This is a genomic window from Streptomyces sp. PA03-3a, from assembly GCF_033792735.1.
GTDB lineage: Bacteria > Actinomycetota > Actinomycetes > Streptomycetales > Streptomycetaceae > Actinacidiphila.
The window spans coordinates 16,670-42,341 of record NZ_JARAVM010000008.1; the positions used below are offsets into that span (position 1 = coordinate 16,670).

General features: G+C 73.7%; 23 protein-coding genes and 1 pseudogene. 11 read left to right on the plus strand and 13 right to left on the minus strand.

Features of this window, described 5'->3' with window-relative positions; translation table 11 throughout:
• Window positions 1–211 precede the first annotated feature (211 nt).
• Together PV342_RS11710 and PV342_RS11715 are read left to right on the plus strand one after the other, a co-directional pair.
• Window positions 212–385, plus strand: coding sequence for a hypothetical protein (locus PV342_RS11710; RefSeq protein ID WP_386988043.1), 174 nt, complete (start codon window positions 212–214; stop codon window positions 383–385).
• Between the two features lie 304 nt (window positions 386–689).
• On the plus strand, window positions 690–1,247 hold the full coding sequence (locus PV342_RS11715; RefSeq protein ID WP_400804035.1) for a hypothetical protein: 558 nt from the start codon (window positions 690–692) through the stop codon (window positions 1,245–1,247).
• A gap of 57 nt (window positions 1,248–1,304) precedes the next feature.
• On the opposite strand, the gene PV342_RS11720 is transcribed toward PV342_RS11715, so the two are convergent.
• Window positions 1,305–2,936, minus strand: coding sequence for a DNA repair helicase XPB (locus PV342_RS11720; RefSeq protein WP_361001513.1), 1,632 nt, complete (start codon window positions 2,934–2,936; stop codon window positions 1,305–1,307).
• Between the two features lie 151 nt (window positions 2,937–3,087).
• Window positions 3,088–5,514, minus strand: coding sequence for a helicase-associated domain-containing protein (locus PV342_RS11725; protein ID WP_500316877.1), 2,427 nt, complete (start codon window positions 5,512–5,514; stop codon window positions 3,088–3,090).
• 707 nt (window positions 5,515–6,221) lie between these two features.
• Between PV342_RS11725 and PV342_RS11730 the strand changes: the two genes are divergently transcribed.
• Both PV342_RS11730 and PV342_RS11735 read left to right on the plus strand, forming a co-directional pair.
• The gene (locus PV342_RS11730; protein ID WP_500316879.1) at window positions 6,222–7,067 is read left to right on the plus strand and encodes an HAAS signaling domain-containing protein; all 846 of its coding nucleotides are present in this window, start codon (window positions 6,222–6,224) and stop codon (window positions 7,065–7,067) included.
• Window positions 7,068–7,077: 10 nt separating this feature from the next.
• On the plus strand, window positions 7,078–7,722 hold the full coding sequence (locus PV342_RS11735; protein ID WP_386988053.1) for an HAD family hydrolase: 645 nt from the start codon (window positions 7,078–7,080) through the stop codon (window positions 7,720–7,722).
• Here PV342_RS11735 and PV342_RS11740 read toward each other — a convergent pair.
• Window positions 7,692–7,937: a hypothetical protein gene (locus PV342_RS11740; protein WP_026251172.1), complete on the minus strand. Its 246-nt coding sequence runs from the start codon at window positions 7,935–7,937 to the stop codon at window positions 7,692–7,694. The genes PV342_RS11735 and PV342_RS11740 overlap by 31 nt on opposite strands.
• A 183-nt stretch (window positions 7,938–8,120) precedes the next feature.
• Here PV342_RS11740 and PV342_RS11745 point away from each other — a divergent pair, with 183 nt between their 5' ends.
• Complete coding sequence (locus PV342_RS11745) at window positions 8,121–8,504, plus strand: cold-shock protein (RefSeq protein ID WP_018560023.1); 384 nt, start codon at window positions 8,121–8,123, stop codon at window positions 8,502–8,504.
• A gap of 19 nt (window positions 8,505–8,523) precedes the next feature.
• Here the strand turns inward: PV342_RS11745 and PV342_RS11750 are convergent, their stop codons facing one another.
• From PV342_RS11750 to PV342_RS11765, 4 genes are all read right to left on the minus strand, one after another.
• Complete coding sequence (locus PV342_RS11750; protein WP_400804028.1) at window positions 8,524–9,384, minus strand: 1,4-dihydroxy-6-naphtoate synthase; 861 nt, start codon at window positions 9,382–9,384, stop codon at window positions 8,524–8,526.
• On the minus strand, window positions 9,381–10,082 hold the full coding sequence (locus PV342_RS11755) for a futalosine hydrolase (protein WP_400804025.1): 702 nt from the start codon (window positions 10,080–10,082) through the stop codon (window positions 9,381–9,383). Before PV342_RS11755 ends, PV342_RS11750 begins: the two co-directional genes overlap by 4 nt.
• 20 nt (window positions 10,083–10,102) lie before the next feature.
• Complete coding sequence (locus PV342_RS11760; protein WP_018560020.1) at window positions 10,103–10,573, minus strand: hypothetical protein; 471 nt, start codon at window positions 10,571–10,573, stop codon at window positions 10,103–10,105.
• A 72-nt stretch (window positions 10,574–10,645) separates the two neighbouring features.
• Complete coding sequence (locus PV342_RS11765) at window positions 10,646–12,025, minus strand: MFS transporter (RefSeq protein WP_400804023.1); 1,380 nt, start codon at window positions 12,023–12,025, stop codon at window positions 10,646–10,648.
• A gap of 214 nt (window positions 12,026–12,239) precedes the next feature.
• Here PV342_RS11765 and PV342_RS11770 point away from each other — a divergent pair, with 214 nt between their 5' ends.
• The 3 genes from PV342_RS11770 (at window position 12,240) to PV342_RS11780 (ending at window position 17,658) form a co-directional block, all read left to right on the plus strand.
• A complete protein-coding gene (locus tag PV342_RS11770) occupies window positions 12,240–13,142 on the plus strand; it encodes a DUF3027 domain-containing protein (RefSeq protein ID WP_018560018.1) in 903 nt (300 codons plus the stop codon).
• A 360-nt stretch (window positions 13,143–13,502) separates the two neighbouring features.
• On the plus strand, window positions 13,503–16,658 hold the full coding sequence (locus tag PV342_RS11775; RefSeq protein WP_500317148.1) for a sacsin N-terminal ATP-binding-like domain-containing protein: 3,156 nt from the start codon (window positions 13,503–13,505) through the stop codon (window positions 16,656–16,658).
• A 154-nt stretch (window positions 16,659–16,812) separates the two neighbouring features.
• Window positions 16,813–17,658, plus strand: coding sequence for a calcium-binding protein (locus PV342_RS11780; RefSeq protein WP_400804020.1), 846 nt, complete (start codon window positions 16,813–16,815; stop codon window positions 17,656–17,658).
• Window positions 17,659–17,691: 33 nt separating this feature from the next.
• Here the strand turns inward: PV342_RS11780 and PV342_RS11785 are convergent, their stop codons facing one another.
• Both PV342_RS11785 and PV342_RS11790 read right to left on the minus strand, forming a co-directional pair.
• Window positions 17,692–20,118 carry an HAD-IC family P-type ATPase gene (locus PV342_RS11785; protein ID WP_500316884.1) on the minus strand — a complete coding sequence of 809 codons (2,427 nt, stop codon included), beginning with the start codon at window positions 20,116–20,118 and terminating at the stop codon, window positions 17,692–17,694.
• Window positions 20,119–20,294: 176 nt separating this feature from the next.
• Window positions 20,295–20,579, minus strand: a complete 285-nt coding sequence (locus PV342_RS11790; protein WP_386988072.1) for a DUF2530 domain-containing protein — start codon at window positions 20,577–20,579, stop codon at window positions 20,295–20,297.
• Window positions 20,580–20,724: 145 nt separating this feature from the next.
• Between PV342_RS11790 and PV342_RS11795 the strand changes: the two genes are divergently transcribed.
• Window positions 20,725–22,185 (plus strand): NCS2 family permease, encoded by a 1,461-nt coding sequence (locus PV342_RS11795; protein WP_500316885.1) that lies wholly within the window; start codon window positions 20,725–20,727, stop codon window positions 22,183–22,185.
• Here PV342_RS11795 and PV342_RS11800 read toward each other — a convergent pair.
• On the minus strand, window positions 22,155–22,364 hold the full coding sequence (locus tag PV342_RS11800; protein WP_018560012.1) for a hypothetical protein: 210 nt from the start codon (window positions 22,362–22,364) through the stop codon (window positions 22,155–22,157). The genes PV342_RS11795 and PV342_RS11800 overlap by 31 nt on opposite strands.
• A 143-nt stretch (window positions 22,365–22,507) precedes the next feature.
• Between PV342_RS11800 and PV342_RS11805 the strand changes: the two genes are divergently transcribed.
• Window positions 22,508–22,963: a MarR family winged helix-turn-helix transcriptional regulator gene (locus PV342_RS11805; protein ID WP_018560011.1), complete on the plus strand. Its 456-nt coding sequence runs from the start codon at window positions 22,508–22,510 to the stop codon at window positions 22,961–22,963.
• Window positions 22,964–22,981: 18 nt separating this feature from the next.
• Window positions 22,982–24,448 (plus strand): MFS transporter, encoded by a 1,467-nt coding sequence (locus PV342_RS11810; RefSeq protein ID WP_400804005.1) that lies wholly within the window; start codon window positions 22,982–22,984, stop codon window positions 24,446–24,448.
• 33 nt (window positions 24,449–24,481) lie between these two features.
• Here the strand turns inward: PV342_RS11810 and PV342_RS11815 are convergent, their stop codons facing one another.
• The 3 genes and pseudogenes from PV342_RS11815 to PV342_RS11825 all read right to left on the minus strand — a co-directional run bounded on the left by PV342_RS11815 (window position 24,482) and on the right by PV342_RS11825 (window position 25,631).
• The gene (locus PV342_RS11815; protein ID WP_386988079.1) at window positions 24,482–24,904 is read right to left on the minus strand and encodes a hypothetical protein; all 423 of its coding nucleotides are present in this window, start codon (window positions 24,902–24,904) and stop codon (window positions 24,482–24,484) included.
• A 113-nt stretch (window positions 24,905–25,017) separates the two neighbouring features.
• Window positions 25,018–25,272, minus strand: a pseudogene (locus PV342_RS11820) (winged helix-turn-helix transcriptional regulator); the annotation flags it as partial.
• Window positions 25,245–25,631: a hypothetical protein gene (locus PV342_RS11825; protein ID WP_500317156.1), complete on the minus strand. Its 387-nt coding sequence runs from the start codon at window positions 25,629–25,631 to the stop codon at window positions 25,245–25,247. The gene PV342_RS11825 and the pseudogene PV342_RS11820, both read right to left, overlap by 28 nt.
• Window positions 25,632–25,672: the final 41 nt, after the last annotated feature.

Here is a 25,672-nt window from a genome sequence, read left to right on the forward strand (position 1 = left end):
CGCGCACGGCGGCGCGGGGCGGGGCGCTGTCCTGATACGGATCACGACTCGGGCCGACCGGTTTCCGTCCGGTCGGTGGCGCCGCCCCCTTGGGGGGCGGGCGGCAAGACGAGGGATCCTACGCCTCGGCGACGGGCGGCGCTAACCGCTTCTCCGCCCGTCCGTGGCCCCGACCTCTGCCCAAAGCGTCACACATGCGTACATTGGGGTCATGGCACGACCAGCGGACACCCGCGTCCACGGCAGCACCGCCATCGCCGAGGACACCGGGCACCGGCATCCGGTCCACCCCGTCGGGGACGCCCTGCGCGCGGTCCGGGTCTTCGTCGCCACGACCTTCCGGGTCGTGGTGATGGGCCAGGACGGCGCCGCCGCGCGCGACTGACGCGGCGGGCCGGCCGGACGGGCGCGTCGCCCGCCCAGAGCGAGAGCCCAGGCCGTGAAGCCGTGCCTCGGACGAAGGTGCCCAGGGGGTCTTGAGGTCCCGGTTCGCGACCACCGGAAGCGAGGTCCCGGCGTCACGACAGAACCTTCACCGATAAGGAATTCGGGGACGACGCCTCAATGGTGAGGGGCAGGACGAGGGGCTGAGTTTTATGCTGTCTCAATGGGAATCCGCACAGCTTGCGGCATATTGGCAGCCGATGAACAATGGTGGCATCAGAAATCCGTCCCGTGGGAGAGCAGTCGTGGCAGAAAACAGAGAGCCCACGCCGGAAGATAAAATCAAGGATGCGCTCAGCGCCGCCCCGCGCTTCATTGCCGAGACGGCGACGGTTTTGGACTCGGACATGAAGACGGTCCTCAGGGAAGGGTCACCTGACTGGATCTGCATGCCCACTCCGCCCGGCCAACCGGCCCCGGGCCCGATGTGCCTCGACCCGACCTGGATGCAGTTCGCCAAGGAGGTCATGGAGGGCAAGACGCCGACGATCGATCGTATCGGTATCTCCTACATGCTGATGGGTGAAACCGGTGCGGATTTCGATGATCTGATGGCGACGCAGCCTCCGCCAGGAAAGGACTGGTATCGAGCCGGTCCGCATGAAATGTTCTGCTTTCCTCAAGGAGCCGGTCATATCCTGAAAGGCATTGGGCGTGACCCTTCATCGGGGCAACCCTATGTGCGGCCGGTTCCCGGGGCAGAGCCCATGCTCGTCGTTCCCGTCGCCAAGCCGGGCGAATCAGTGTGCGGCTGTCGAAGCGACTGCCCTTGTTGCCGGAATTCGGCTCATTCCTCTGCTTGAGGCGTCCCTGGACGAGAAGCCTCAAGCAGAAGGCATGATGACGTCACGGCCTGGGAGCTAGAGCAGCTCGTCCGCGTCGACGATGCGGTACGCGTAGCCCTGCTCGGCCAGGAAGCGCTGCCGGTGCGCGGCGAAGTCCTGGTCGATCGTGTCGCGGGCGACCACGGAGTAGAAGCGGGCCTCGTGGCCGTCCGCCTTCGGCCGCAGCACCCGGCCGAGCCGCTGCGCCTCCTCCTGACGGGAACCGAAGGTGCCCGAGACCTGGATGGCGACCGTCGCCTCCGGCAGGTCGATCGAGAAGTTGGCGACCTTGGAGACCACGAGCACCGAGATCTCGCCCTGCCGGAAGGCCTCGAAGAGCTTCTCGCGCTGCGCGTTCGTCGTCTCGCCCTTGATCACCGGCGCGCCGAGGTGCTCGCCCAGCTCGTCGAGCTGGTCGATGTACTGGCCGATCACCAGCGTCTGCTGCCCCTTGTGCTTGGCCACCAGCGCCTCGGTGACCTTGCGCTTGGTCGCGGTCGTGGCGCAGTACCGGTACTTCTCCTCCGGCTCGGCGGTCGCGTACGCCAGCCGCTCGGAGTCGGTCAGGTTGACCCGCACCTCCACGCAGTCGGCGGGCGCGATGTACCCCTGCGCCTCGATCTCCTTCCACGGCGCGTCGAAGCGCTTGGGCCCGATCAGCGAGAAGACGTCCGACTCGCGGCCGTCCTCGCGCACCAGCGTCGCCGTCAGACCGAGCCGGCGACGTGCCTGCAGGTCCGCGGTGAACTTGAAGACCGGCGCCGGCAGCAGGTGGACCTCGTCGTAGACGATCAGGCCCCAGTCGCGGGAGTCGAACAGCTCCAGGTGCGAGTAGACGCCCTTCCGCTTGGTCGTCAGCACCTGGTACGTGGCGATGGTGACCGGACGGATCTCCTTGCGGGTGCCGCTGTACTCGCCGATCTCGTCCTCGGTCAGCGAGGTCCGCTTGACCAGCTCGTGCTTCCACTGCCGGGCGGAGACCGTGTTCGTCACCAGGATCAGCGTCGTCGCCTTCGCCTGCGCCATCGCGCCCGCGCCCACCAGCGTCTTGCCGGCGCCGCAGGGCAGCACGACCACGCCCGAGCCGCCGTGCCAGAAGCCCTCCACCGCCTGCTCCTGGTAGGGGCGCAGCTTCCAGCCGTTCTGGGCCAGCTCGATCGGGTGCGCCTCGCCGTCCACGTAACCGGCCAGGTCCTCCGCCGGCCAGCCCAGCTTCAGCAGCACCTGCTTGATCTGGCCGCGCTCGGAGGGGTGGACGACCACCGTGTCGGGGTCGAGCCGGGCCCCCACCAGCGGCGCGACCTTCTTCGAGCGGAGGATCTCCTCCAGCACCGGACGGTCCGTGGTGGTCAGCACCAGGCCGTGCGCCGGGTGCTTGCTCAGCGTCAGCCGGCCGTAGCGGGCCATCGTCTCGGCGACGTCCACCAGCAGCGCGTGCGGCACCGGGTAGCGGGAGTACTGCACGAGCGAGTCCACGACCTGCTCCGCGTCGTGCCCGGCGGCGCGGGCGTTCCACAGCCCGAGCGGGGTGATCCGGTAGGTGTGGATGTGCTCGGGCGCCCGCTCCAGTTCCGCGAAGGGGGCGATGGCCCGCCGGCACTCGTCGGCGAGCTCGTGGTCGACCTCCAGGAGCAGGGTCTTGTCGCTCTGGACGATCAGGCAGGACACACAAACCTCCGCGAAAGGGGCGGGCCGGGACCGGGAAGGGGGCCGGGCTGAACTATCCATGGTCCCGCATCCCGGAAGGGAAACGCCCCGCTCCCCGGGATCGATACCGGGGAGCGGCCCCGCGGCCGCCTCGCGACCGCCCCCGGGAGGGTCAGGCCAGGTCGTCGGCGAGCTCGGCGACACCGGTTATCCGGTGCAGCGCGAAGGTGCGGACCTCGTCGGCGGTGTGGTCGTACGCGGTGACGAAACCGCCCTCCACCCGCATCGGGCCGATCACGCGCTGGCTCGCCGCACCCTCCGCGTTGACGTAGCCGATCCACACGGACTCGCCGGTCAGCACCGCCGCCTGCATCGTCGCCAGGGTCTCGGCCGCCGCCGTGCGCGGAAGCCGGCCGTCGCCGTTGCCACCGCCCCCGCCGGGCCGGTCCGCGGGCTCCCGGCGGACCGCGGTCGAGGCGCGGTCACCGGCACGGATCGCCTTCACCGCCGCCCCGAGCAGGGTCCCGTCCGGGACCGGCGGCCCGTCCACCACGGGCACCGGCGCGCTGCGCGGCGGGGTCCGCCGGGCGTCCGCCCGGGTGATCAGCACGTCGCCCTCGGCGGACTCGGCCGCCGGCGCGTGGCCCAGCGCGCGCAGCCGCTCCAGCAGGGTCGCCGGGTCGCTCTGCGCCGCCAGCACTGTCGGCGCGAGGCGGCGCAGCCCGAGGCCGGCCGTCCGGCGGTCGGCCAGGATCTCGCTCAGCAGCGCGTCGTCGTCGCAGCGCACGTACGCCGAGGCCGCGCCCACGCGCAGCCGGCCGTGCCGGCGGGCGACGTCGTCCACGAGGTAGCTCAGCGGCTGCGGCACGGGAGTGCGGGAATGCGCCGCGAGGAAGGCGTGCAGGTCGGCGGCGGTCCGCCCGGCGTCCAGCGCCCGGCGCACCGACCCCTGGGTGAAGCGGAACACGGTCGCGCCGCCCTTGGACTCCACGTCGGCCAGCACGTGCAGGGTCTCGGCGAGGTGCGGCTGCAGCGGGCCCGGCGCGACCGCCGTCAGGTCGGCCTGGAGCAGCACATGGTCCAGCGGCTCGGGCAGCAGCGGCCCGAGCAGCGCGGCCGCCGCGTCCCCGGAGCGGCGCAGCAGCGCGCGGCCGTGCGCGGACAGCGCGCCGCGGCCGGTGATCCCCAGCAGCTCCGCCTCCGTGACCGTCCAGCGCACCAGGTCGGCGCGGAGCGGGTCCATCGCGGCGCCGCCCCGCAGCGGGCGCTCCCAGCGCAGCCGGACCAGCAGCGCGTCCTGGTCCGCCGAGGCGCCCTCGGGGAGCCCGGCCAGCAGCTCCAGCGTCCGCCGGCGCACCTCGGGGGCGAGCGAACGGTCCAGGTCGGGGCCGAGCGCGGCCAGCGCGCGGCCCTTCACGTCCCGCGTGCCGACGACACCCGGCACGCGGGTCGCGGCCAGCCACGCCGTGGCCAGGGCCGCCCACCGGTCCTCGGCGGGCAGCGACAGCCACCCGTCGGCCGCGGGGGTCGGCGCGTAGGCCTCGTCCACCTCCCCGTCCGCGGCGACCAGGCCGGCGGCGTACGCCACCTCGAGCCAGAACGCGGCCAGCGGCTCCGGCACGTCCAGCGCCGTGGCCACCCGCTTCAGGTCCCGCACGCTCAGCCCGCCCGCGCGCAGCACCGCGGGACCGCCGGTCTCCCACTGCTTCAGCAGTTCCTCGACCGTGCGCACCGCCGTGAAGGCCTGGCCCGCGGCCGTCCTGTCCACAACCTGTGGATCGTGCTCCTTCGGCGCCACGTGCGGCGCGACCGGCTCGGGAGCGCGGTGCGCCCGGCCCTCGCGCAGATGCAGGGCCACCTCGCGGGGGAGCACGACGTTGCGCGCCCCGGCCGGCAGCAGCAGCCCCCGCTCCAGCAGCCAGGCAACCGGCGGCGGCGGCACCGTCACGTCCGCCACCTCCCCGTACGGCGGGCCCCACGTCAGCCTGCGCAGCACCGCCCCTGCCTCCGGGGGCGCCCCGTCGAGCAGCGCCGCCATCCGCGGCCGGTCGGCGAACAGCGCCGTCACCGAGCCCACCGCGCTCACCGGGTCGTGCGTCGGCGGCAGCCCGAGCACGGCGAGGATCTGCTGCAGCCGCGTCGGCGACATGCCGGACGTCGCCTCCGCCACTGTCGGCCCGAGCCCGGTCGGCGACGGACTCCCCGCGGCCGGGGCCAGGATGTCGCGCGCGGTGCGCACCAGGCGCAGCCGGTCGTCGCCGCCCCACAGCAGTGCCTGCGCCCGCAGCGCCGCCACGGCCCCGGGCAGCGCCTCCGCCGCCTCCGGGCCCATCAGCGCGGCGAGCGCGTCGTACGGGGCGCCGTCCGGTGCGACGGCCAGGGCCTCCGCGGCCTGCAGCGTGAACCGGTCCAGGCGCTCCAGGGCGCGGACGACGGAGGCACGGGTGCCGGCGCGGGTCGCGAGTTGCGAGAGGTCGTTCGGGACTGGGTTCAGCAGGTCCGGGCGCGCCCGGAGCAGTGCGGACAGCGCGTCGTCGCCGCGGGCGCGCAGATCCTCCGCGAGCGTGCGCGGCGCCGCCGCGGGGCCGTCAGTGCTCATCTCCCCCACATTAGCCCTGCCCGCCCCCAACCCACCGTGGGCGTCGTCCTGCTTTTCCCCAAGCCGCGGCCGGGCGTGGGTGGGCAGGCCGATGTGCACCGTCGGTGGGCCGGGTGCGTCCACCCTTCCCCGGAGTCGGGCCGGTGGATGCCGGGGAGGGCGGGTGTGACCCCATGTCGGTACCGCACCGGTGCGGTACCCCGGGACGTCCCGGCTGCCCAACGGTCGGGGGCGGGTGTGCCACCCCGATGCCGACACGTCGGCGCGTGCGTGTGCGCCTTTCCGGTGGGTCGGTGCCGTCCACTCTTTACCGGCCTTCGGCCGACGCACCCAATGCCGGGGCACACCTCCCCCTGCGCATGGAGGGCTCGCGGCCCAGTGGGAACCCTCGACGGATGGTCGTGGAGTGTGGGCCGGCAATCCCCCAGGACGGCCGTGGTGCGGGGATTCCCAGGCCAGGCCCTGTACGCAAGGCCGGCCCCCTCACCACCCGGGGTGCACACGCCTGGAGCGTTTCGGCACCCCACAGGTGTGCGGCGCCATCGGGGGCTACGCCACCCCCGCGGACACGGCCCAGGGAGGTGCCCCCCATGCCGACGCTTGACGTGCGCGGATGTGTGCCAGGTCGGATGCCGTCCACCCTCCTCCCCGGGCCGCTCCCCGCAACCCCGCACCGGGGAACGCCCGGAGGGCGGTAGCGTCGGCGTATGGGTGCGGAGGAGAGCGACCGGTTGGTTCTGGACTACCTCAGCAAGGTGGGGGACCTGGCACAGACCGCCCTGCCGGCGGACCGCCGGCGGGACCTCGTGGCGCGCCTGCGCCAGGACATCGACCGGCAGCGGCACGGCAGCGACAGCCCCGCCGCGGTGCGGCGGATCCTGGGCCGGCTGGGCGCACCCGACGCGGTGGTGCAGGAGGCCGCCGCGGTGCCCGCGCCCCGCGCCCCGGAGGCGCCCGCACCGGCGGAGCCGGAGTGGTGGCGGCTGCCCGAGCAGCGCACGCAGGCCCCGTCCCCGTCGCCGGCGCGGAAGCCCCGGCCAGGGGACGAAGTGGATGGGCTGCCCGGCATGACCGGCGGCCTGCTCATCCCCCTCACCCCCGAGGAGGACCCGGAGGCCGCCCCCGACGGCGGTCCGGAGAAACCCGCGCCCGAGCCCGAGGCCCGGCCGGAAGCCGCCCCGGCCGCGGTCAAGCGCCGCAGGCGGTGGCGGGCCGGACTCCTGGAGACCGCCGCCGCGCTCCTGCTGCTCGCCGGCGCCGTCCTCGGCTCCTGGATCGCCCTCCTCGCGGGCTGGGCCGTGGCGTACGGTTCACGCCGCCTGTCCCGCCGCGCGTCCCGGTTCGCGGCGCTGGGCCTGCCGGGGCTGATCGCCGGGGCCGCGCTGGTCTGGATCTGGGGCCGCTTCGCAGGCCGGTGGGGCGAGCCGATACCCGAGGGGGGCCTGGACTCCGCGATAGCCGACGTGCTGCCCACGGTCGTGCGGATCGCGGCGGTCGCCTCCGCCGCCTTCCTGCTGTGGAGGGGGAGCCGGGCCGGCCGGCCGCCTCGTTAGAGTGACTGCCATGCCCGCCTCCCTGCCGACATCCCCGATAACGGTCGGTTTCGACCTCGACATGACCCTGATCGACTCACGACCCGGCATCCGGGCCACGTATGAGCGCCTCAGCGAGGAGACCGGGGTCTTCGTCGACGCCGCGCTCGCGGTCACCCGCCTCGGGCCGCCGCTCGACTGGGAGCTGGCGCACTGGTTCCCCGCGGAGGACATTCCCGCGGTCGCCGACCGCTACCGCGCGCTGTACCCCGAGTACGCCGTCGCCCCGACCCCGGCCATGCCGGGGGCGCGCGAGGCCGTCGCCGCCGTGCACGCCGCGGGCGGCCGGGCCGTCGTGGTCACCGCGAAGCACGAGCCGAACGCCAAGCTGCACCTCACGCACCTGGGCATCGAGGTCGACGAGGTGCGCGGCTGGCTGTGGGCCGAGGCGAAGGCGGAGGCCCTGCTCGAGTACGGCGCGGCGGTCTACGTCGGGGACCACGTCGGCGACGTCGTCGGGGCCCGTACGGCCGGCGCGCTGTCCGTGGCGGTGGCCACGGGCCCGGTCGCCGCGGACGAACTGCGCGCCGCCGGGGCGGACGTCGTGCTCGCAGACCTGACGGAGTTCCCGGCCTGGTTCGCCTCCTACGCCCCGGACCCAGACGCCGTCGCCTGACGGCTCTGCGCCCGCGCGGAGCGCAGCAGCCCGGCCAGGGCCAGCGCGAAGCCGACCCCCATGAGCATCGACACCAGGTAGGCGGCGGTCGGCAGCGGGTCGGAACCCAGGAAGAGCGGGGCCACGGTGGCCAGAGTGCCGAGTGCGCCGAGGACGAAGACGGCGGCGCCGGCGCGCACGAGGAGATCGCCGGGTTTCCGGGTTTCGTTGGTCACCCGACCAGGGTAGATCGCCGGGGAAGTCGCTGCGCACCGGCCGGATGCCGGCTGGAGCAGTAGGACCACGAAGTCTTGTCACACGCCCCTGGGCCATTAGCCTTATGGCGGCGGGTCTGCCAAGGGACCCGCTGTCTTGCTATCCAAGAGCTTTTTCTGTCTACAGCGAGGACGAGGTCGGACGTGCCTACCGGCAAGGTCAAGTGGTTCAACAGCGAGAAGGGCTTCGGCTTCCTCTCCCGCGACGACGGCGGTGACGTCTTCGTCCACTCCTCCGTCCTGCCGGACGGCGTGGCCACGCTGAAGCCGGGGCAGCGAGTCGAGTTCGGGGTGGTCGCCGGGCAACGCGGTGACCAGGCGCTGTCGGTGACCCTGCTGGACCCGGCGCCGTCCGTGGCGGCCGCGCAGCGGCGCAAGCCCGACGAACTGCTGCCCATCGTGCAGGACCTCACCACGCTGCTGGAGGACGTCGCCCGCTCGCTGCAGCGCGGCCGTTACCCGGACAAGGCCCACGGCCACAAGATCGCCTCCGTGCTGCGCGTCGTCGCCGACCAGCTGGACGTCTGACCTCCGCCCGGGCACCCGCTCACAAATCGAGCGCGTGCGGTCCGAGGGGCGGTACCAGCCCCTCGGCCGCGGCCCGGGTGAGCAGCCCGCGGATCGCCGCGTAGCCCTCCTCGCCGAGCGCCGAGGTGAACTCGTTGACGTACAGCCCGATGTGCTGGTCCGCCACCTTCGGGTCCATCTCCTGCGCGTGCTCCATGACGTAGTCGCGCGAGACCTCGGGCTCGTCCCAGGCCATGTGGACGGAGGTGCGGGCCGCGGCCGCCAGCTCGCGCAGCCGCTCCTCGCCCAGCGAGCGCTTGGCGATGATCGCGCCGAGCGGGATGGGCAGGGTGGTCGTCCGCTCCCAGTGCTCGCCCATGTCCGCGAGCTTGTGCAGCCCGTAGTCCTGGTAGGTGAAGCGCGCCTCGTGGATCACCAGGCCCGCGTCGACCCGGCCGTCCCGCACCGCGGGCATGATCTCGTGGAACGGCAGGACGACGATCTCCCCGACACCGCCCGGCACTTCGGCGGCCGCCCACAGCCGGAACAGCAGGTACGCCGTCGAGCGCTCGCTCGGCACCGCCACCGTCCGTCCGCTCAGGTCGGCGCCCTTGCCCGTGGCCTCGTCCCTGGTCAGCACGAGCGGGCCGCAGCCGCGGCCCAGCGCGCCGCCGGCGGGCAGCAGCGCGTACTCGTCGAGCACGTAGGGCAGCACCGCGTACGACACCTTCAGCACGTCGAACTCGCCGCGCTCGGCCATGCCGTTGGTGATGTCGATGTCCGCGAACGTCACGTCGATCGGCGGCGCGCCCGGGACCAGGCCGTGCGCCCAGGCGTGGAAGACGAAGGTGTCGTTGGGGCACGGGGAGTAGGCGATCCGCAGTGCGCGCTCTTGGCTCATGTCCGGTCTCCAACGTCGAGTACGGCGGGTTGCTTCCCGAGCCGGGCGAACGCGTCGGCGAGCGCGTCGAGCGCCTCCCCGATCCGCCAGGCCGCGCGGTCACGCGGACCCACGGGATTGGACACCGTGCGGACCTCCAGGACCGGCAGCCCGTGTGCCGCGGCCGCCTCCGCGACGCCGAAGCCCTCCATGGCCTCGGCCAGCACCCCTGGATGACGGTCCGTCAGCTCGGCGGCGCGTACCGCCGTCCCGGTCACCGTCGACACCGTCAGGACCGGCCCGTACGCCGCGCCGAGCGCCTCGGCGACACGGCGGGACAGCGGTGCGGGCGGACGGTGCTCGGAGGTGCCGAAGCCCAGCTCGGCGACCGGGAGGAAGCCCCCCGGGCCCTCCGCGCCCAGGTCGGCCGCCACGACGACGTCGGCGACGACCACCGAACCCACCGGCGCACCGGGCTGGAAGCCGCCGGCGATCCCGGCCGAGACGACCAGCCGGTACTCGGCCGCGGTGAGCGCGGCCGCGGTGCCGGCCGCGGCCGCCGCCGGTCCGACCCCCGCGGCCAGCACGTCCGCGAGCGCGGTGCGCAGCAGGACACGGCCACCGGGTACGGGTGTCTCGGCGGCCGTGCCGCCGAGGCCGCGGACGACCGCGTCGCGTTCCGCCGGGACGGCGGTGACGACGAGGAGGCGGGGCGTCATGTCCGTCGTTCGCGGGCGGTTCAGTCCGCCGTCTTCAGCTTGAACTGCCAGACGCCGAGGTAGTCCTGGGCCTTGCCGGTCTCGATGATGTTGAGGGTGACCTCGCTGGCCGCGGCACCGGACTGCGCGTCGGCGAGCAGCGTCTCGGCGTCGAAGGAGCGGTAGGTGGTGTCCTTCAGCAGCCCCGACTTGCCGGAGGTGCCGGCGGCCACGACCCAGCCCTTCTCGGCGATCGCGGGGTCGACGCCGATCCGCACCTTGTCACCGGGCCGGACCGTGATGGTCTTCTCGGGCTTGCCCTGCAGGCAGGACAGGAAGGCCTGCTCCGTCAGCTTCTTCCCGTCGAGGTAGCACTTGCTGGTGGCCTCGGTGGTCACGGTCCTGTCGCCGACGGTGACGGTCGCCAGGGGGGTCGGCTTCTCGCAGGCGGAGAGGGCGATCAGCCCGAGGGACACGGCACCGAGGGCGGCGGCACGGCGGCGATTGCTCATGAAGGTGAGGCTACCGGGCGGTCGCGCTCCCGCTACGCGGGGGGCCCGCTCGTGTCCCCCGGCCCACCCCGCTCACACCGCGCGAGGACGTGCCGCCCGTCCCCGGGCGCCCGTCATCAGGCCGCGGGCCGAGAAGGCGACGCCGAGCGCCACCAGGGCCGCCGCCACCGCCATCCCCAGCGTGCCGTTGAGCGGCAGGACGATGCCGATGGCGCCGCCGATCACCCAGGCCATCTGGAGGGCGGTCTCCGAGCGGGCGAACGCCGAGGTGCGCACCTCCTCCGGCACGTCGCGCTGGATGAGGGCGTCCAGCGAGAGCTTGCCCAGCGCCTGCGCGATGCCCGCCGCGGCCGCGACGACGGCGATGGTCGGCACCCCGTACCAGGCCGCGGCCAGGCACGTCGCCGCCAGGGCGGCCGCCAGCGCGCTGATGATGATCCGCTCGGGCCCGCGGGCGCGCAGCCAGGAGCCCAGCGCGGTGCCGAAGGCGTTGCCGGTGCCCGCCGCGACGGCGACCAGGCCCAGCGACACGGGCCCCGACAGGCCGCCCAGCGGATGCTCGCGCAGCAGGAACGCGAGGAAGAGCGTCAGGAACCCCGACAGGGCCCGCAGCGACGCGTTGGCCTGCAGGGCGTGCAGCACCGGACCGCCGACGCTCCGCAGCCCGGGCCGCTTCTCCCGCCACTGCCGGCCCACGCGGTGCGGCTCGACGTCCTCGCCCGCGCTCAGCTCGGCGCGTGCCTCGCCCTTGGCGGAGTCCACCTTGTGCGGGAGCGAGAAGGAGAGCAGCGTCCCGCAGACGAAGACGGCGAAGGCCCCGTACAGCGGCACGCCCGGCCCGATCAGATGGAGCAGCCCGCCGATCGGCGCCGCCACGGCCGTGGCCAGCAGGCCGGTCAGGCTCACCCGGGAGTTCGCCTTCACCAGCGTCGTACGCGCCGGCAGCAGCCGCGGCACCACCGCGCTGCGCACCACGCCGTACGCCTTCGACGCCACGAGCACGCCCAAGGCCGCCGGATACAGCTCCAGTCCGGCGGTCGACACCACCCCGGCCATCGTCCAGGCCAGGATCGCCCGGGCCAGCATCGACATCGCCATCGCGGCGCGCCGCCCGTGCGGGATGCGGTCCAGCAGCGGTCCGACCACCGGGGCCAGCAGCGCGAACGGTGCCATCGTGACGATCAGGTAGAGCGCCACGCGGCCGCGCGCCTCGCCGGTCGGCACGGAGAAGAAGATCGTGCTGGCGAGCGCGACGGTGATCAGCATGTCGCCCGCCGAGTTCACCGCGTGCAGCTCGATGAGCTTCGCGAGGCCCGACTCGCCCGCCCCGCCCGAATGCGTGTGACGCCGCACGCGGCGCACCACGGCGGACGACGTACGCTGCGTGGCACGCGCGACGGCGTTCCCCGCCCTGCGAACCGGTCCCGGGCCGGACGTCACTGTGCGTGCCACGCTCGCCAGTCTGCCCTACCGGGCGGCTTTCCGAACGGGGCGCGCACCGATAGCGTGCGATCGCGCAGAATGGAGTCATCAGGTGCGCCCGTGGACGTACGGGCAGGCAGCGTTTGAAGCGGTCCTCCGGTCCGCTCCGCCACCGCCCCGCCCGACCCTCGGCGGCGCACGCGTAAGACGGCGTAGGAGAGAATCGATTCTTGTGAGTGCTGCGATGCGAAGCCGTACCCCTGACCGCCTGTGCGCCGAGGCGGTCGACCTCGCCCTTGAAGCCGCCGTCGAGGCCTTCGGCGAGAAAGCGGTCGGCGAGCACCTCGGCGCGGTCGCCGAGGCCGACCGTGTCGTGACGCACCTGTTCGACTGCCGCGAGGCCGGCTACCGGGGCTGGCGCTGGGCGGTCACGCTGACGCGCGCCTCCCGCGCCAAGGCGATCACCCTGGACGAGACGGTCCTGGTGCCCGGGCCCGAGGCCGTTCTCGCTCCCGAATGGGTGCCGTGGAGCGAGCGCCTGCGCCCCGGCGACCTCGGCCCCGGCGACCTGCTGCCCACCGAGGCGGAGGACCTGCGCCTGGAGAGCGGCTTCTCCGGTGAGGACGTCCCGCCGCCGAACTCGCCGGTCTCCGAGGAGATGGCCGAGCTGGTCGAGGCCGAGGACGCCGACGTCTCCGGCGGCCCCCCGGCGACCCTGCCGATGGCGCCCACGGTCGGCACGATCGCCGCCGTCGCGGAGGAGATCGGCATGGCGCGGCCGCGCGTGCTGTCCCGCTACGGGCTGCACGTCGCCGCGGACCGCTGGGAGGACGAGTACGGCCCCAAGGCCCCCATGGCCCAGGCCGCCCCCGCCCAGTGCGTCTCCTGCGGCTTCCTCGTCCCCATCGCGGGCTCCCTGCGGCAGGCCTTCGGCGTGTGCGCGAACGAGTTCTCCCCGGCCGACGGGCGCGTCGTCTCCCTCGCCTACGGGTGCGGCGCGCACTCCGAGGCCGCGGTCATGCCGAAGACCCCGCGCCCGGCCCCGCCCGTCCTGGACGAGACCGCGGTCGAGCCGCTCCCCCTCCACCCCGACCGCCACGGCTCCGTCGAGGACACCACGCCGGCCGAGGAACTCGGCCACAGCTGACGCCTGACGGCGGCTGGGCCGCGCCCGCGGTGGCGGTTCTCCGGTTCTCCGGTTGTCCGGTTGCCACGCGCCGCGCCGCGGGCTGCGCCCATGGCCGAGCCCGGGCGCGGCCCCTGCGGGCACCGGCCGCTGGGGCCGCCTGGCCGGGGCTGACCGGTGCCGTGCGGCCGGGCTCGCGGTGGGGGCGGCCCGTGGGTCCGGGCTGCCGCCGTCCCCCGGGGCGCCGGTCCGGTGCCGGTGCTCCCGTCGTCCCCGGGTGCCGCCCGCGCGGTACGACCGGCCGGGGGCGCACGCGGTAGCGTCACTCGCACAGGGCATGCGACAGCGCGTGAGGGAGAAGACGACGTGAGCGGGACCGCGATGGACCGGGGCGCAGATCCGTTCGGGACCGCACGGCTGCGGCGGGCCGTGCTGGACGCGTGGGCCGCGTCGCCCGCCCGGTTCCGGGAGGACGCCAACGCGGAGGAGGACCTCGCGCTCGGCGGCTACCGCGACCGCCTCGTCGTCGAACTGGCCCAGAACGCCGCCGACGCGGCGACCCGCGCCGGGGTGGCCGGCCGGCTGCGGCTGACCCTGCGCGAGGGGGTGCTCGCGGCCGCGAACACCGGGGCACACCTGGACGCCGTGGGCGTGGAGTCCCTGTCGACGCTGCGTGCCAGCGCAAAGCGCGAGGACGGCGACCTGGCCGTCGGCCGCTTCGGTGTCGGCTTCTCGGCCGTGCTCGCGGTCAGCGACGAGCCCGCGATCCTCAGCCGCAGCGGCGGCGTCCGCTGGTCGCTGGCCGAGGCCCGCGACCTCGCGCGGGAGACCGGGGGGCGCTCCTCCGGGCTCACCGACGAACTGCGCCGCCGGGACGGCCACGTACCGCTGCTGCGGCTGCCGCTGCCCGCGGAGGGCACCGCCCCGGACGGCTACGACACGTGCGTCGTGCTGCCGCTGCGCGACGGCGCCGCCGCGGACCTCGCGGCGCATCTGCTCGCGGCGATCGACGACGCCCTGCTGCTGTCCCTGCCCGGCCTGGCCGAGGTGGTCGTGGAGACGCCGGAGGGCGTCCGGACGCTGACCCGCCGTCAGGAGGACGGGCTGACCGTCGTCGAGGACAGCGTCAGCGGCACCACCCGCTGGCGCACATTGAGCGAGGCGGGTCCGCTGGAGGCGGCACTGCTGGCCGACCGCCCGGTCGAGGAGCGGCTGCGTCCGGTGTGGTCGGTGACCTGGGCCGTCCCGGTGGGCCGGGACGGCGCGCCCGAGCGGCCGCGGACGGCGCCCTTCGTACACGCCCCGACGCCGACGGACGAGCCGCTCGGGCTGCCCGCGCTGCTCATCGCCTCGCTGCCGCTGGACCCGAGCCGGCGCCGCGCCGCACCCGGCGCCCTCACCGGCTTCCTGGTCGCGCGGGCGGCCGAGCTGTACGTACGGCTGCTGGCGGACTGGCGGCCGGTCACCGCGGGCATCGTGGACCTGGTGCCCGGACCGCTCGGCAAGGGCGAGCTGGACGCGGAACTGCGCCGCCACGTGCTGGAACGGCTGCCGCGCACCGCATTCCTGCCGCGCGCCGCCGACCTCACGGGCACCGGTGAGGAGGACGAACTCCCGCCCGCGCTGCGACCGGTGGAGGCCGAGATCGTCGAGGGCACCGGCGCGGAGACCGTCGGCGTGCTGGCGGAGGTCTTCCCGACGCTGCTTCCGCCCGGGCTGGAACGCCGCCCCGAGCTGCGTGTCCTCGGGGTGGCCCGGCTGCCGCTGGGCGACGCGATCGACCGGCTCGCCGGGGTGGAGCGGCCCGCGGCCTGGTGGCACCGCCTGTACGACTCGCTGGCCGGCACCGACCCGGACCGGCTGAGCGGGCTGCCCGTACCCCTCGCCGACGGGCGTACCGTCGTCGGCCCGCGCCAGGTGCTGCTGCCGCTGCCCGAGATGGACAGCGTCTACGCCGAGGAGGCCGCCCCGGTCAGCACCGGCCTGCCCGCCGCCTCGGAGCTGGCCCGGCTGGGCCTGAAGGTGGCCGACCCGCAGGCCGCGCACCCGCTGCTGGAGAAGCTCGGCGCCACCCCGGCGACCCCGCGCGCCGTCCTCACCACCCCGCAGGTGCGCGCGGCGGTCGCCGCGTCCCTGGACGCCGACGAGGTCTGGGACGAGGACGCGCCCGCGCTGGACGCGGAGGAGCTGGCCGAGGTCGTCCTCGGCCTGGTCCGCGCCGCGAACCTCGCCCCTGGCGACGAGCCGTGGCTGGCCGCGCTGGCCCTCACCGACGACGAGGGCGAGCTCGCCCCGGCCGGTGAGCTGGTGCTGCCGGGCAGCGCCTTCGAACAGGTCATCCGGGAGGGCGAACTCGGCTCCGTCGACGAGGACCTGGCCGCCCGCTGGGGCGAGCAGCCGCTGACCGCGGTGGGCGTCCTGGCCACCTTCGCCCTGGTGAGGGCCACCGACGTGGTGCTCGACCCGGACGAGCTGGAGCCTCGCGAGGGCGACTGGGCCGAGCCGGACGACGCCGGGCTGCTCGACGCTGTCGACGTCTGGTGCGAGGACGTCCTCGACCAGCTGCCGGACACCGACGTGCCGCCGGTCGCCACCGAGATCGTCGCCGTGCGCGACCTCGACCTCGTCGACGACGACGCGTGGCCGCAGGCGCTGGCCATGATCTCCGTGCCGCCGCTGCGCGACGCGGTCACGCAGCCGGTGCGGGTCCTGCTGCCGGACGGCCGCACGGAGTCCGTGCGGCCCTACACCGCCTGGTGGCTGCGCGACCACCCGGTGCTCGACGGCCGCCGCCCGGTCGGCCTGCGCGCCGCCGGCGGCGACCCGCTGCTCGCCGGGCTGTACGAGGACGCCGAGGCCGGGGCCGTGGACGACCAGGTGCTGCGTGCCCTGGGCGTGCGCACGTCCGCCGCCGCCCTGCTGGACGAGCCGGGCGGCGGCGCCGAACTGCTCGCCCGTCTCGCCGACCCGGACTCCGCCGTCACCCCGGCCCAGCTGCACCGGCTCTACTCCGAGCTGGCCACCCTCGACCCCGAGCAGGTCACCCTCCCCGAGGAGCTGCGGGCCGTCGTCGACGGGCGCGAGCCGCGGGTGGCGGACGCCGGGGACGCCCTCGTCGCGGACGCGCCCGACCTGCTCCCGCTCACCGCGGGCGTGCCGCTGCTCCCGGTGCCGCCGGTCCGCGCCGCCGCGCTGGCGGAGCTGTTCCAGGTGCGCCGGCTCAGCGAGGCCTTCGACGCCCCGGTCGTCTCGGAGGGGGAGCCGCACGACGTCGCGGACGCGGTCCGCGAGCTGCTGCCGGGCGTCCCCGTCTCCTATGTCGAGCACGAGGAACTGCTGGTCAGGGCCCCCGACGGCAGCACCGTCGAGCTCGACTGGCGGTGGACCGAAGGCACCTTGCACGCCGCAACGCTGGAAGGCGTCGCCGCCGGTCTGGCGTGGGCGGCCGGCGCCTGGCAGCGCCGCTTCGAGGTGGCCGCGCTCCTGGAGGACCCGACGCGCACGGAGGAGCTGGCCCGGGACCGCTGGTTCGACTGAGCCGGCAGGGACCGGAGTGTCCGTCGTCACACCGGGACATGTGGAGAAAAGGTGTTCATGGAACAGCGGTTCGCGCGTATGTTCTCTCTCACCATTTGAGACGCCGCGTCAGGGGGAGTACGACGGGCGTCGCTTCTTCTGGGGGTTCTCACGCATGCGTATTCGCGCCATTGTGGCGGCCGTTTCCGGCGCCCTGGCCCTCGCCTCGCCGGCCGTCCCGGCCGCGCAGGCCTCCGGCAAGCCGGGCGCCTCCGACCTGCGGACCTTCGCCGCCAAGGCGGCGGCGGACGAGGTCGTGGGGGATACCAGGATCACCAAGGTCGTCGTCAACGGCGGCAACGAGATCGTCCTCGGGACGACCGCCACGAAGACCGTCACCGTCGCGGTGACCGCCACCGACCCGTCCGGCATCGACGACGTGTTCGCCGTCCTCTGGCACGGCACCGACCTGGAGACCCCCGGGACCGTGGACGGCGGGGTGGTGCAGAACGAGGACCGGGCCAAGTGCTCCGTCTCCTCCACTTCTCCCGCGGTCTCGACCTGCAAGCTGACCTTCACGTTCGACCCGGTGGTCGACCTCTGGAAGAACGAGCTGGCCGGCACCTGGAAGGTGGCCGTCGGCGCCCTGGCCAAGGACGAGGACGGGGTCCTCGAGAACGCGGTCACCACCACGAAGGTGAAGCGCAACGCCAGGGTCACGGTCAACGCCTCGCCGGAGCCGGTGAAGAAGGGCAAGACCATCACCGTCACGGGCAAGCTCACGCGGGCCAACTGGGCGACGTCCAAGTACGCCGGCTACACGAGCCAGTCCGTGCAGCTGCAGTTCCGCAAGAAGGGCACCAGCACCTACAAGACGGTCAAGACCGTCAAGTCCAGCAGCACCGGTGCCCTGAAGACGACCGTCAAGGCGTCCACCGACGGTTACTGGCGCTACAACTTCCTCGGCACCTCGACGACCGGCAAGGCGGTCAGCACGGCCGACTTCGTCGACGTGAAGTAGCCCCGCCGCGGCACCACGAGGCGCCGGGACCCCTCAGCGGGGTCCCGGCGCCTCGTGCTCGTCCGGCGCGGCGGCCCCGTCGTCCGTGCGGCGGACGCGGCGCCAGACCAGCTCCAGCAGGACCGAGGCGGCCGCCGCCACGGCGACGGCCGTCCAGGGGCCCCGGGTGCCGACCAGACGGAGGGCGAAGAACTCCTGCAGCCACGGGGTGACCAGGACGACCAGGAAGCCCGCGGCCATGGCGAGGACCAGGCCGATCCGCCCCCAGGTGTAGGGGCGCGCGACGAGTGCCAGCACCCACATCGCGACGAGGAAGAGGGTCAGCGTCGCGGCGCTGGTCTCCGCCTCCAGCGCCCCGGCGCCGCGGTAGTGGTGGCGGGCGAGGATATACGTCACGAAGGTGGCGACGCCCGCGATCACCCCGGCGGGCAGGGAGTAGCGCATGACCCGGCGCACGAAGTGCGGCTGGGCGCGCTCCTTGTTGGGGGCCAGGGCGAGGAAGAAGGCGGGGACGCCGATGGTCAGCGTGGACAGCAGCGTCAGGTGCCTCGGGAGGAACGGGTAGGGCGCGTGCCAGATGATCACCAGCAGGGCGAGCAGCACCGAGTAGACGGTCTTGGTGAGGAAGAGCGTCGCCACGCGTGTGATGTTGCCGATGACGCGGCGGCCCTCGGCCACGACCGAGGGCAGCGCCGAGAAGCTGTTGTCGAGCAGCACGATCTGCGCCACCGCCCGGGTCGCCTCGGAGCCCGAGCCCATGGCGACGCCGATGTCCGCGTCCTTGAGGGCGAGCACGTCGTTGACGCCGTCCCCGGTCATCGCCACGGTGTGGCCGCCGGACTGGAGCGCGCCCACCATCTCCCGCTTCTGCTGCGGGGTGACGCGCCCGAAGACCGTGCCCCGGTCGAGTTCGGCCGCCATCCGAGCGGGCTCGGCCGGCAGCCTGCGGGCGTCGACCGTCCGCTCGGCGCCGGGCAGCCCCAGTTTGCCGGCGACGGCGCCGACGGAGACCGCGTTGTCGCCGGAGATGACCTTGGCGTGCACGTTCTGCTCGGCGAAGTAGCGCAGGGTGTCGGCGGCGTCGGGGCGCAGCCGCTGCTCCAGGACGACCAGCGCGGCAGGGGCGGCCGAGGTGCCCACCGCCGGGTCGCCCAGGTCCGTCCCCGCCCGGGCGAGCAGCAGCACCCGCAGACCCTGGGCGTTGAGGCCGTCGACCTCGCCGAGCGCCCGGTCGCCGGAGGGGAGCAGCACGTCGGGGGCGCCGAGCAGCCAGGTGCTGCGCTCCCCGCCCGGTTCGGTGAACGCGGCGCCGCTGTACTTGCGGGCGGAGGAGAAGGGCAGCGCGTCCGTGACGTGCCAGCCGTCGTCCGGGGCGGGGAAGGCCGCGGCCACGGCGGCCAGCGTGGGGTTGGGACGAGGGTCGGCGGAGCTGACCGCGCCGAGCACCTGCCGTACGTAGGGCTCCGCCACGCCGTCCAGCATCCGCAGCTCGGCGACGTCCATCCCGCCCTCGGTGAGCGTGCCGGTCTTGTCCAGGCACACCACGTCCACCCGGGCCAGCCCCTCGATCGCGGGCAGCTCCTGGACCAGGCACTGCTTGCGGCCCAGCCGGACCACACCGATGGCGAAGGCCACCGAGGTGAGCAGGACCAGTCCCTCGGGCACCATCGGCACGATCCCGCCGACCATGCGGCGGACCGCCTCGCGCCAGTCGTTGTCCTCCAGCACGAGCTGGCTGACGATCAGGCCGATCGCGGTGGGGACCATCATCCACGTGACGTACTTGAGGATCTGGCTGATGCCGCTGCGCAGTTCGGAGTGGACGAGGGTGAAGCGGCTCGCCTCCTCGGCGAGTTGCGCGGCGTAGGCCTCCCGGCCGACCTTGGTCGCGGTGAAGGCCCCGCCGCCCGCGACGACGAAGCTGCCGGACATCACGGGGTCGCCGGGGCGCTTGACGACCGGGTCGGCCTCGCCGGTGAGCAGTGACTCGTCGACCTCCAGGCTGTCGGCCTCGGTCACCTCGCCGTCGACCACCACCTTGTCGCCCGGCCCGAGTTCGATGAGGTCGCCGAGGACGATCTCGGAGGTGGAGACCCGGGTGGCGACCCCGTCCCGGCGGACGGCGGGTTTCGCCTCCCCGATCACGGCGAGTCCGTCCAGGGTCTTCTTGGCGCGCCACTCCTGGAAGATGCCGATGCCGGTGTTGGCGATGATGACGAAGCCGAACAGGCCGTCCTGAATCGGGCCGACCACCAGGATGATCAGGAAGAGCACCCCGATGATCGCGTTGAAGCGGGTGAAGACGTTCGAGCGGACGATCTCGGCCAGCGAGCGGGAGGAGCGCACCGGGACGTCGTTGACCTCGCCCCGCGCGACCCGCTCCGCCACCTCGGCAGCGGTCAGCCCGCCGGGCGTCGCCGGTCGCGTCCCGGCCGCCTCCCGCTGCGTACGTTCCGTCATGGCTTCGACGGTACGTGGGGGGCGGCGCCCGCGGCGCGGTGAGGGGCCGCTCTCGGGGACATCTCCGGGGCGCTGTACGACCGGGGGCGTAGCCGCCGGGGAGGGCCCGTGCGGACGGGCCCGGAAGCCGAACCCCGACGCGGAGCACGGCGGTGCCCGGACGTGCGGGTCCCGGCTCAGTCCTGTCCGGCGTCCTCCGCGGCGCGGGCCCGCGCTATGGCGTCCCGGCGGGCGCGCACGTACCAGAGGCCGACGAGCCCGAGGCCGCCGCCGGCGAGGCAGGTCCAGATCCACCAGGTGTGGCCGTGGTCGGAGTACCAGCCGTAGAAGGGGAGCTGGACGAGGAAGAGCGCGAACCAGACGACCGTCCCGACGGTGACGGTCGCGACGTCGTTCGCCTCCAGTGGCTCCGGTGCCTCACGCAACCCGGTCGTCCCCTTCTCGGGGCTGCTGCTGCTCATAGCGCACAGCGTACCCAGTGCCCCAGAAGGGTCTACGCGCGGAGATAGCGTTCGCCGTGCTCATATGTTCATACTGAAACAGTCCGAGACTGGCCGGTTTCAGTCGTAGGAACATCCAAAAGCTCCCCCCCACGCAAGGACCCGCATGTCCCCGTCGACCACCGCCAAGGTCGTGCCCAGCTCCCCGACCCCGCCCCCGGCGGCCGCCCACGGCGCGCTCGACCGGTTCTTCCGGATCACCGAGCGGGGGTCCTCGATCCCCCGGGAGATCCGCGGTGGTCTGGCCACCTTCTTCGCGATGGCCTACATCATCGTCCTGAACCCGATCATCCTCAGCTCGGGCGTGGACAAGTACGGCCACCACCTCGACGGCGGCCAGCTGGTCACCGCCACCGTCGTGACCGCCGCCTTCACCACCCTGCTCATGGGCGTCATCGGCAACGTGCCGATCGCGCTCGCCGCGGGCCTCGGCGTGAACAGCATCGTCGCGCTCCAGCTCGCGCCCAAGATGAGCTGGCCGGACGCGATGGGCATGGTGGTCCTCGCCGGTCTCGCGATCATGGTGCTGGTCGCCACGGGCCTGCGGGAGCGGGTGATGAGCGCGGTGCCGCTCGGTCTGCGCAAGGCGATCGCCATCGGCATCGGCCTGTTCATCGTGCTGATCGGCCTGGTCGACTCCGGCTTCGTGACCCGCATCCCGGACGCCGCGCACACCACCGTCCCGCTGCAGCTGGGCGCTGGCGGCCATCTGACCGGCTGGCCGGTGCTGATCTTCATCCTCGGTGTGCTGCTGACCCTCGGGCTGATCATCCGCAAGGTGCCCGGCGCCATCCTGATCAGCATCGTCGCGATGACGCTGCTCGCGCTCGTCGTGGACGCCGTGGCGGACGTCAAGGGCGCCGCGTGGGGCCTCACCGTCCCGCAGTGGCCCGGCAACCCGGTCGCGAGCCCCGACTTCGGGCTGATCGGCAAGGTGAGCCTGTTCGGCGGCTTCCGGGAGGTCGGGGTCCTCACCGGCGTCCTCTTCGTCTTCACGGTGCTGCTGAGCTGCTTCTTCGACGCGATGGGCACCATCCTCGGCGTCAGCGACGAGGCGCACCTGCTGGACTCCAAGGGCGACCTGCCCGGGATGAGCCGGGTCCTGATGGTCGACGGCGTCGCGACCGCGGCGGGCGGCTTCGCCTCCTGCTCGGCCAACACCTGCTACGCGGAGTCCACCGCCGGCGCCGGCGAGGGGGCGCGCACCGGCCTCGCCTCGATCGCCACCGGGCTGCTCTTCGTCGTCGCCCTGTTCTTCGCGCCGCTGGCCACGATGGTCCCGGCGCAGGCGGCCACTCCCGCGCTGGTCGCGGTGGGCTTCCTGATCATGGCTGGCAGCGTCCGGGAGATCGACTGGAGCGACCACACGATCGCGATCCCGGCGTTCCTGACGATGCTGCTGATGCCGTTCACCTACTCGATCACCAACGGGATCGGCATCGGGTTCATCACCTTCTGCGTGCTGCGGCTGGTGGCGGGGCGCGGCCGTGAGGTGCCGCCCGCCCTCTACGCGGTGTCGGCGGTCTTCGCCTTCTACTACCTGATGCCGGCGCTGGGGCTGACGTAGCCGGCCGTGTAGAACTGCTCGGTCTCGTCGACGGAGGCCTTCAGCCGCTCGTCGAAGTCATCGCGGATGAGCGTCCGGACGATGTAGTCCTGGACGCTCATCCCGCGTTTCGCGGCGTGAGCCTGGAGACGGTCCAGCAGGTCCCCGTCTATGCGCATGCTGAGCACTCTCGAAGCCATGGCCCAAGGGTCCGGCGGGCCCCGTGGAGCATGCGTCGTTTTCGGGGCGGAACTCACCCGGATGGGTGACTTCCTTGACGAATGTGTTTGGACGCGGCACCGCTCCGGCAATTTTTATTTAGCGTAAGTAATGAGCTAGTCTAATGAACGTGACCGAACTGTCCGAGGACGACCGCACAGCGGTGAACACGCTGCGCGGTGCCGTGATGCGGCTCTCCCGCAGACTGCGCCACCAGCGGGTCGACGAGTCGCTGAGCCCGACGGAGATGTCCGTGCTGGGCACCCTCGCGCGCTGCGGCTCCGCCACCCCCGGTGAGCTGGCCCGCAAGGAGCACGTACAGCCGCCGTCCATGACGCGGATCGTGGCCATGCTCGAGTCCAAGGGCCTGGTGCACCGGGACCCGCACCCGGACGACCGCCGCCAGGTCGTCGTCCGGCAGACCGAGCAGGCGGAGACGATGCTCGAGGAGAGCCGGGCGCGTCGCAACGCGTTCCTGGCCGAACTCATGGCCACCCTCTCGGAGGAGGAACGCGCCGTGCTCAGGGAGGCGGCGCCCGTCCTGGAGAAGCTCGCTCACGCCGACGCAAGGAACCGATGACGAGGAGGCGAGACCGGATTGAGTTCGGCAGCCGCATCAGAAGCCGCACCCGAACCGAACACCCCTGAGCGGGCCGGACCGGCCGACACCGCCGACCCGGCCGACCTGCCCACCGCGGCGGGCGCCGACGCCGCCGCGGGAGCGGCCGGAACCCCGGGAGCGCCCGGGACTCCCGGTGCAGCACGTCCCGCCGCGCCGCCGGCGCCCGGGGGCATGTTCAGCTCGCTCCGCAACCGCAACTACCGGCTCTTCGCCGGCGGCGCGATCGTCTCCAACACCGGCACCTGGATGTCCCGCATCGCGCAGGACTGGCTGGTGCTGAGCCTCACCGGGTCCTCCTTCGCCGTCGGCATCACGACCGCGCTGCAGTTCCTGCCCATGCTCCTCTTCGGGCTCTACGGCGGCGTCCTCGCCGACCGCTACCCCAAGCGCCGCATCCTGGTGGCCACCCAGGCCCTCATGGGCCTGCTGGGCCTCGGCCTCGCCGCGCTGACCCTCAGCGGCGCCGTGCAGGTCTGGCACGTGTACGCCATGGCCTTCGCCGTCGGCATGGTCACCGTCGTGGACAACCCCGCCCGCCAGGCCTTCGTCGTCGAGATGGTCGGCCCGGCCGACGTCCGCAACGCGGTCTCGCTGAACTCCGCCAACTTCCAGAGCGCCCGCCTCGTCGGCCCCGCCGTCGCGGGCGCGCTGATCACCGCGGTCGGCAGCGGCTGGGCGTTCCTCTTCAACGGCCTGTCCTTCCTGGCGCCGCTCGCCGGGCTGCTGCTCATGCGCGGTTCCCAGCTGTACAAGGTGCCCACCGCGCCGCGCGGCAAGGGGCAGCTGCGCGAGGGGCTGCGCTACGTCGCCGGGCGGCCCGAGCTGATCTGGCCCATCGTCCTGGTCGGCTTCATCGGCACCTTCGCGTACAACTTCCCGATCTGGCTCACCGCCTTCGCCGACGACGTCTTCCACGGCGACGCCGGCATGTACGGCCTGTTCAACTCGCTCCTCGCGGTCGGCTCCGTGGTCGGCGCGCTGCTGGCGGCGCGGCGCGGAAGCAGCCGGCTGCGGCTGCTGGTCGGCGCGGCGCTGGGGTTCGGCCTGCTGGAGGTCGTGGCCGCGCTGGCGCCGACGTACTGGATCTTCCTGGTGCTCATGCTGCCGATCGGCATCTTCGGGCTGACCTTCAACACCACCGCCAACGCCAGCGTGCAGCTGGCCACCGACCCCGCCATGCGGGGCCGCGTCATGAGCCTGTTCATGATGGTCTTCGTGGGCGGCACGCCGCTGGGCGGACCGCTCGTCGGCTGGATCACCGACGTCTTCGGGGCCAGGACCGGCTTCCTGGCCGGCGGCCTGGTCGCCGCCGCGGCGGCGGCCTGCGTCGGACTCGTCCTGGCGCGGCTGGGCGGGCTGCGGCTCAAGATCGACCTGCACCGCGGCAAGGACCACAAGCTGATCGAGTTCGTCCCGCGGGAGTCGGAGTCGGTGGCCGCCTGAGCCCGGCCCCGGCCCGGGCGCCCGCCCGGGCGGTCAGGCGACGGCGAGGCGGCGCTGGTTGCGGAACTGCCGCATCAGCTCGGCCCACACGAGCATGCCGGTGACCGGGGCGGTGGCCGCGAAGAGCATGTGGACGTAGTCCTCGCCCAGGCTCGACGAGGCCCACAGGCTCCAGGCCAGCGCGCCCGCCACGCCCACGGCGGTCAGGAACCAGGAGGGCAGCTCGCGGCGGTCGTCGACGATCGCCGCGGCCGTGCCCAGCCCGCCGCCGATGACCAGGCCCATGACCAGCACCGCGCGGGTCCAGTCCGGTGCCCCGATGACCTCCTGCAGCACGGGTTTGGCGTGCAGCTGGCGGTAGGTGATCAGCAGGCTCGCGACATAGACGGTCACCAGCGTCACCAGGCTGAGCGCTCTCACGAGCCGGCCGAGCGTGCCCCGCTCTCCGTCGGGCATGACGTCCCCCCATTGCCGTAACCCGGCCGAAATGGCCGATTATGGCTCAACAGAATGCCGGAAAACGGATGAACGGCACAGGGGATCGGTGAAACCGGGGGCCCGGCGCCGGCTCAGGGCGACTGCGCCCCGGCCGCCGCCACGGCCGCCGCCACGGCCGCCGCCACGGCCGCCGCCACGGCGCCCGCCTCCGTGTCGTAGCGCTCGCGGGCCTCGACGACCTCCTCGATGTGCTCCTTCGCCCACTCCTTCACGGCCGAGAACAGCGTGGCCAGGCTCGCGCCCGGCGGCGTCAGCGCGTAGTCCACCCGCACGGGGACGGACGGTGTGAGGGTCCGCGTCACCAGGCCGTCCCGCTCCAGGGTGCGCGGGGGTCCGGGGCTACGCCGTCCAGCTGGCCCGCCACGCGGGGCTGCGCGTCGTCGCCCTGGCCCGCCCCGCCGACGCGCCGCTGCTTTGCGGGAACCGGGCGCCGACGAGGCCGTGTCGTCCCTGGACGGCGTTCCGGGCCGACGCCGCTCTCGACGCGGTGGCGCTCGGCGCCCCCGCCCTGGCCGCGGCACGGGACGGCGGCGCCTACGTCACAGCCCGGCCCGAGGCTGTGCCCGCCGCCGGGCGCGGCGTCCGCGTCGCCGCTGTCCAGGTCCACCCGGACGGGGAGCGCCTCGCGGAGCTCGTGGCCCTGGTGGACGGGGGCGTGCTCACCACGCGCGTGGCCGAGACCCATGCCTGGCCGAGGTCGCCAAGGCCCACGCCCGCCTCGCGGAG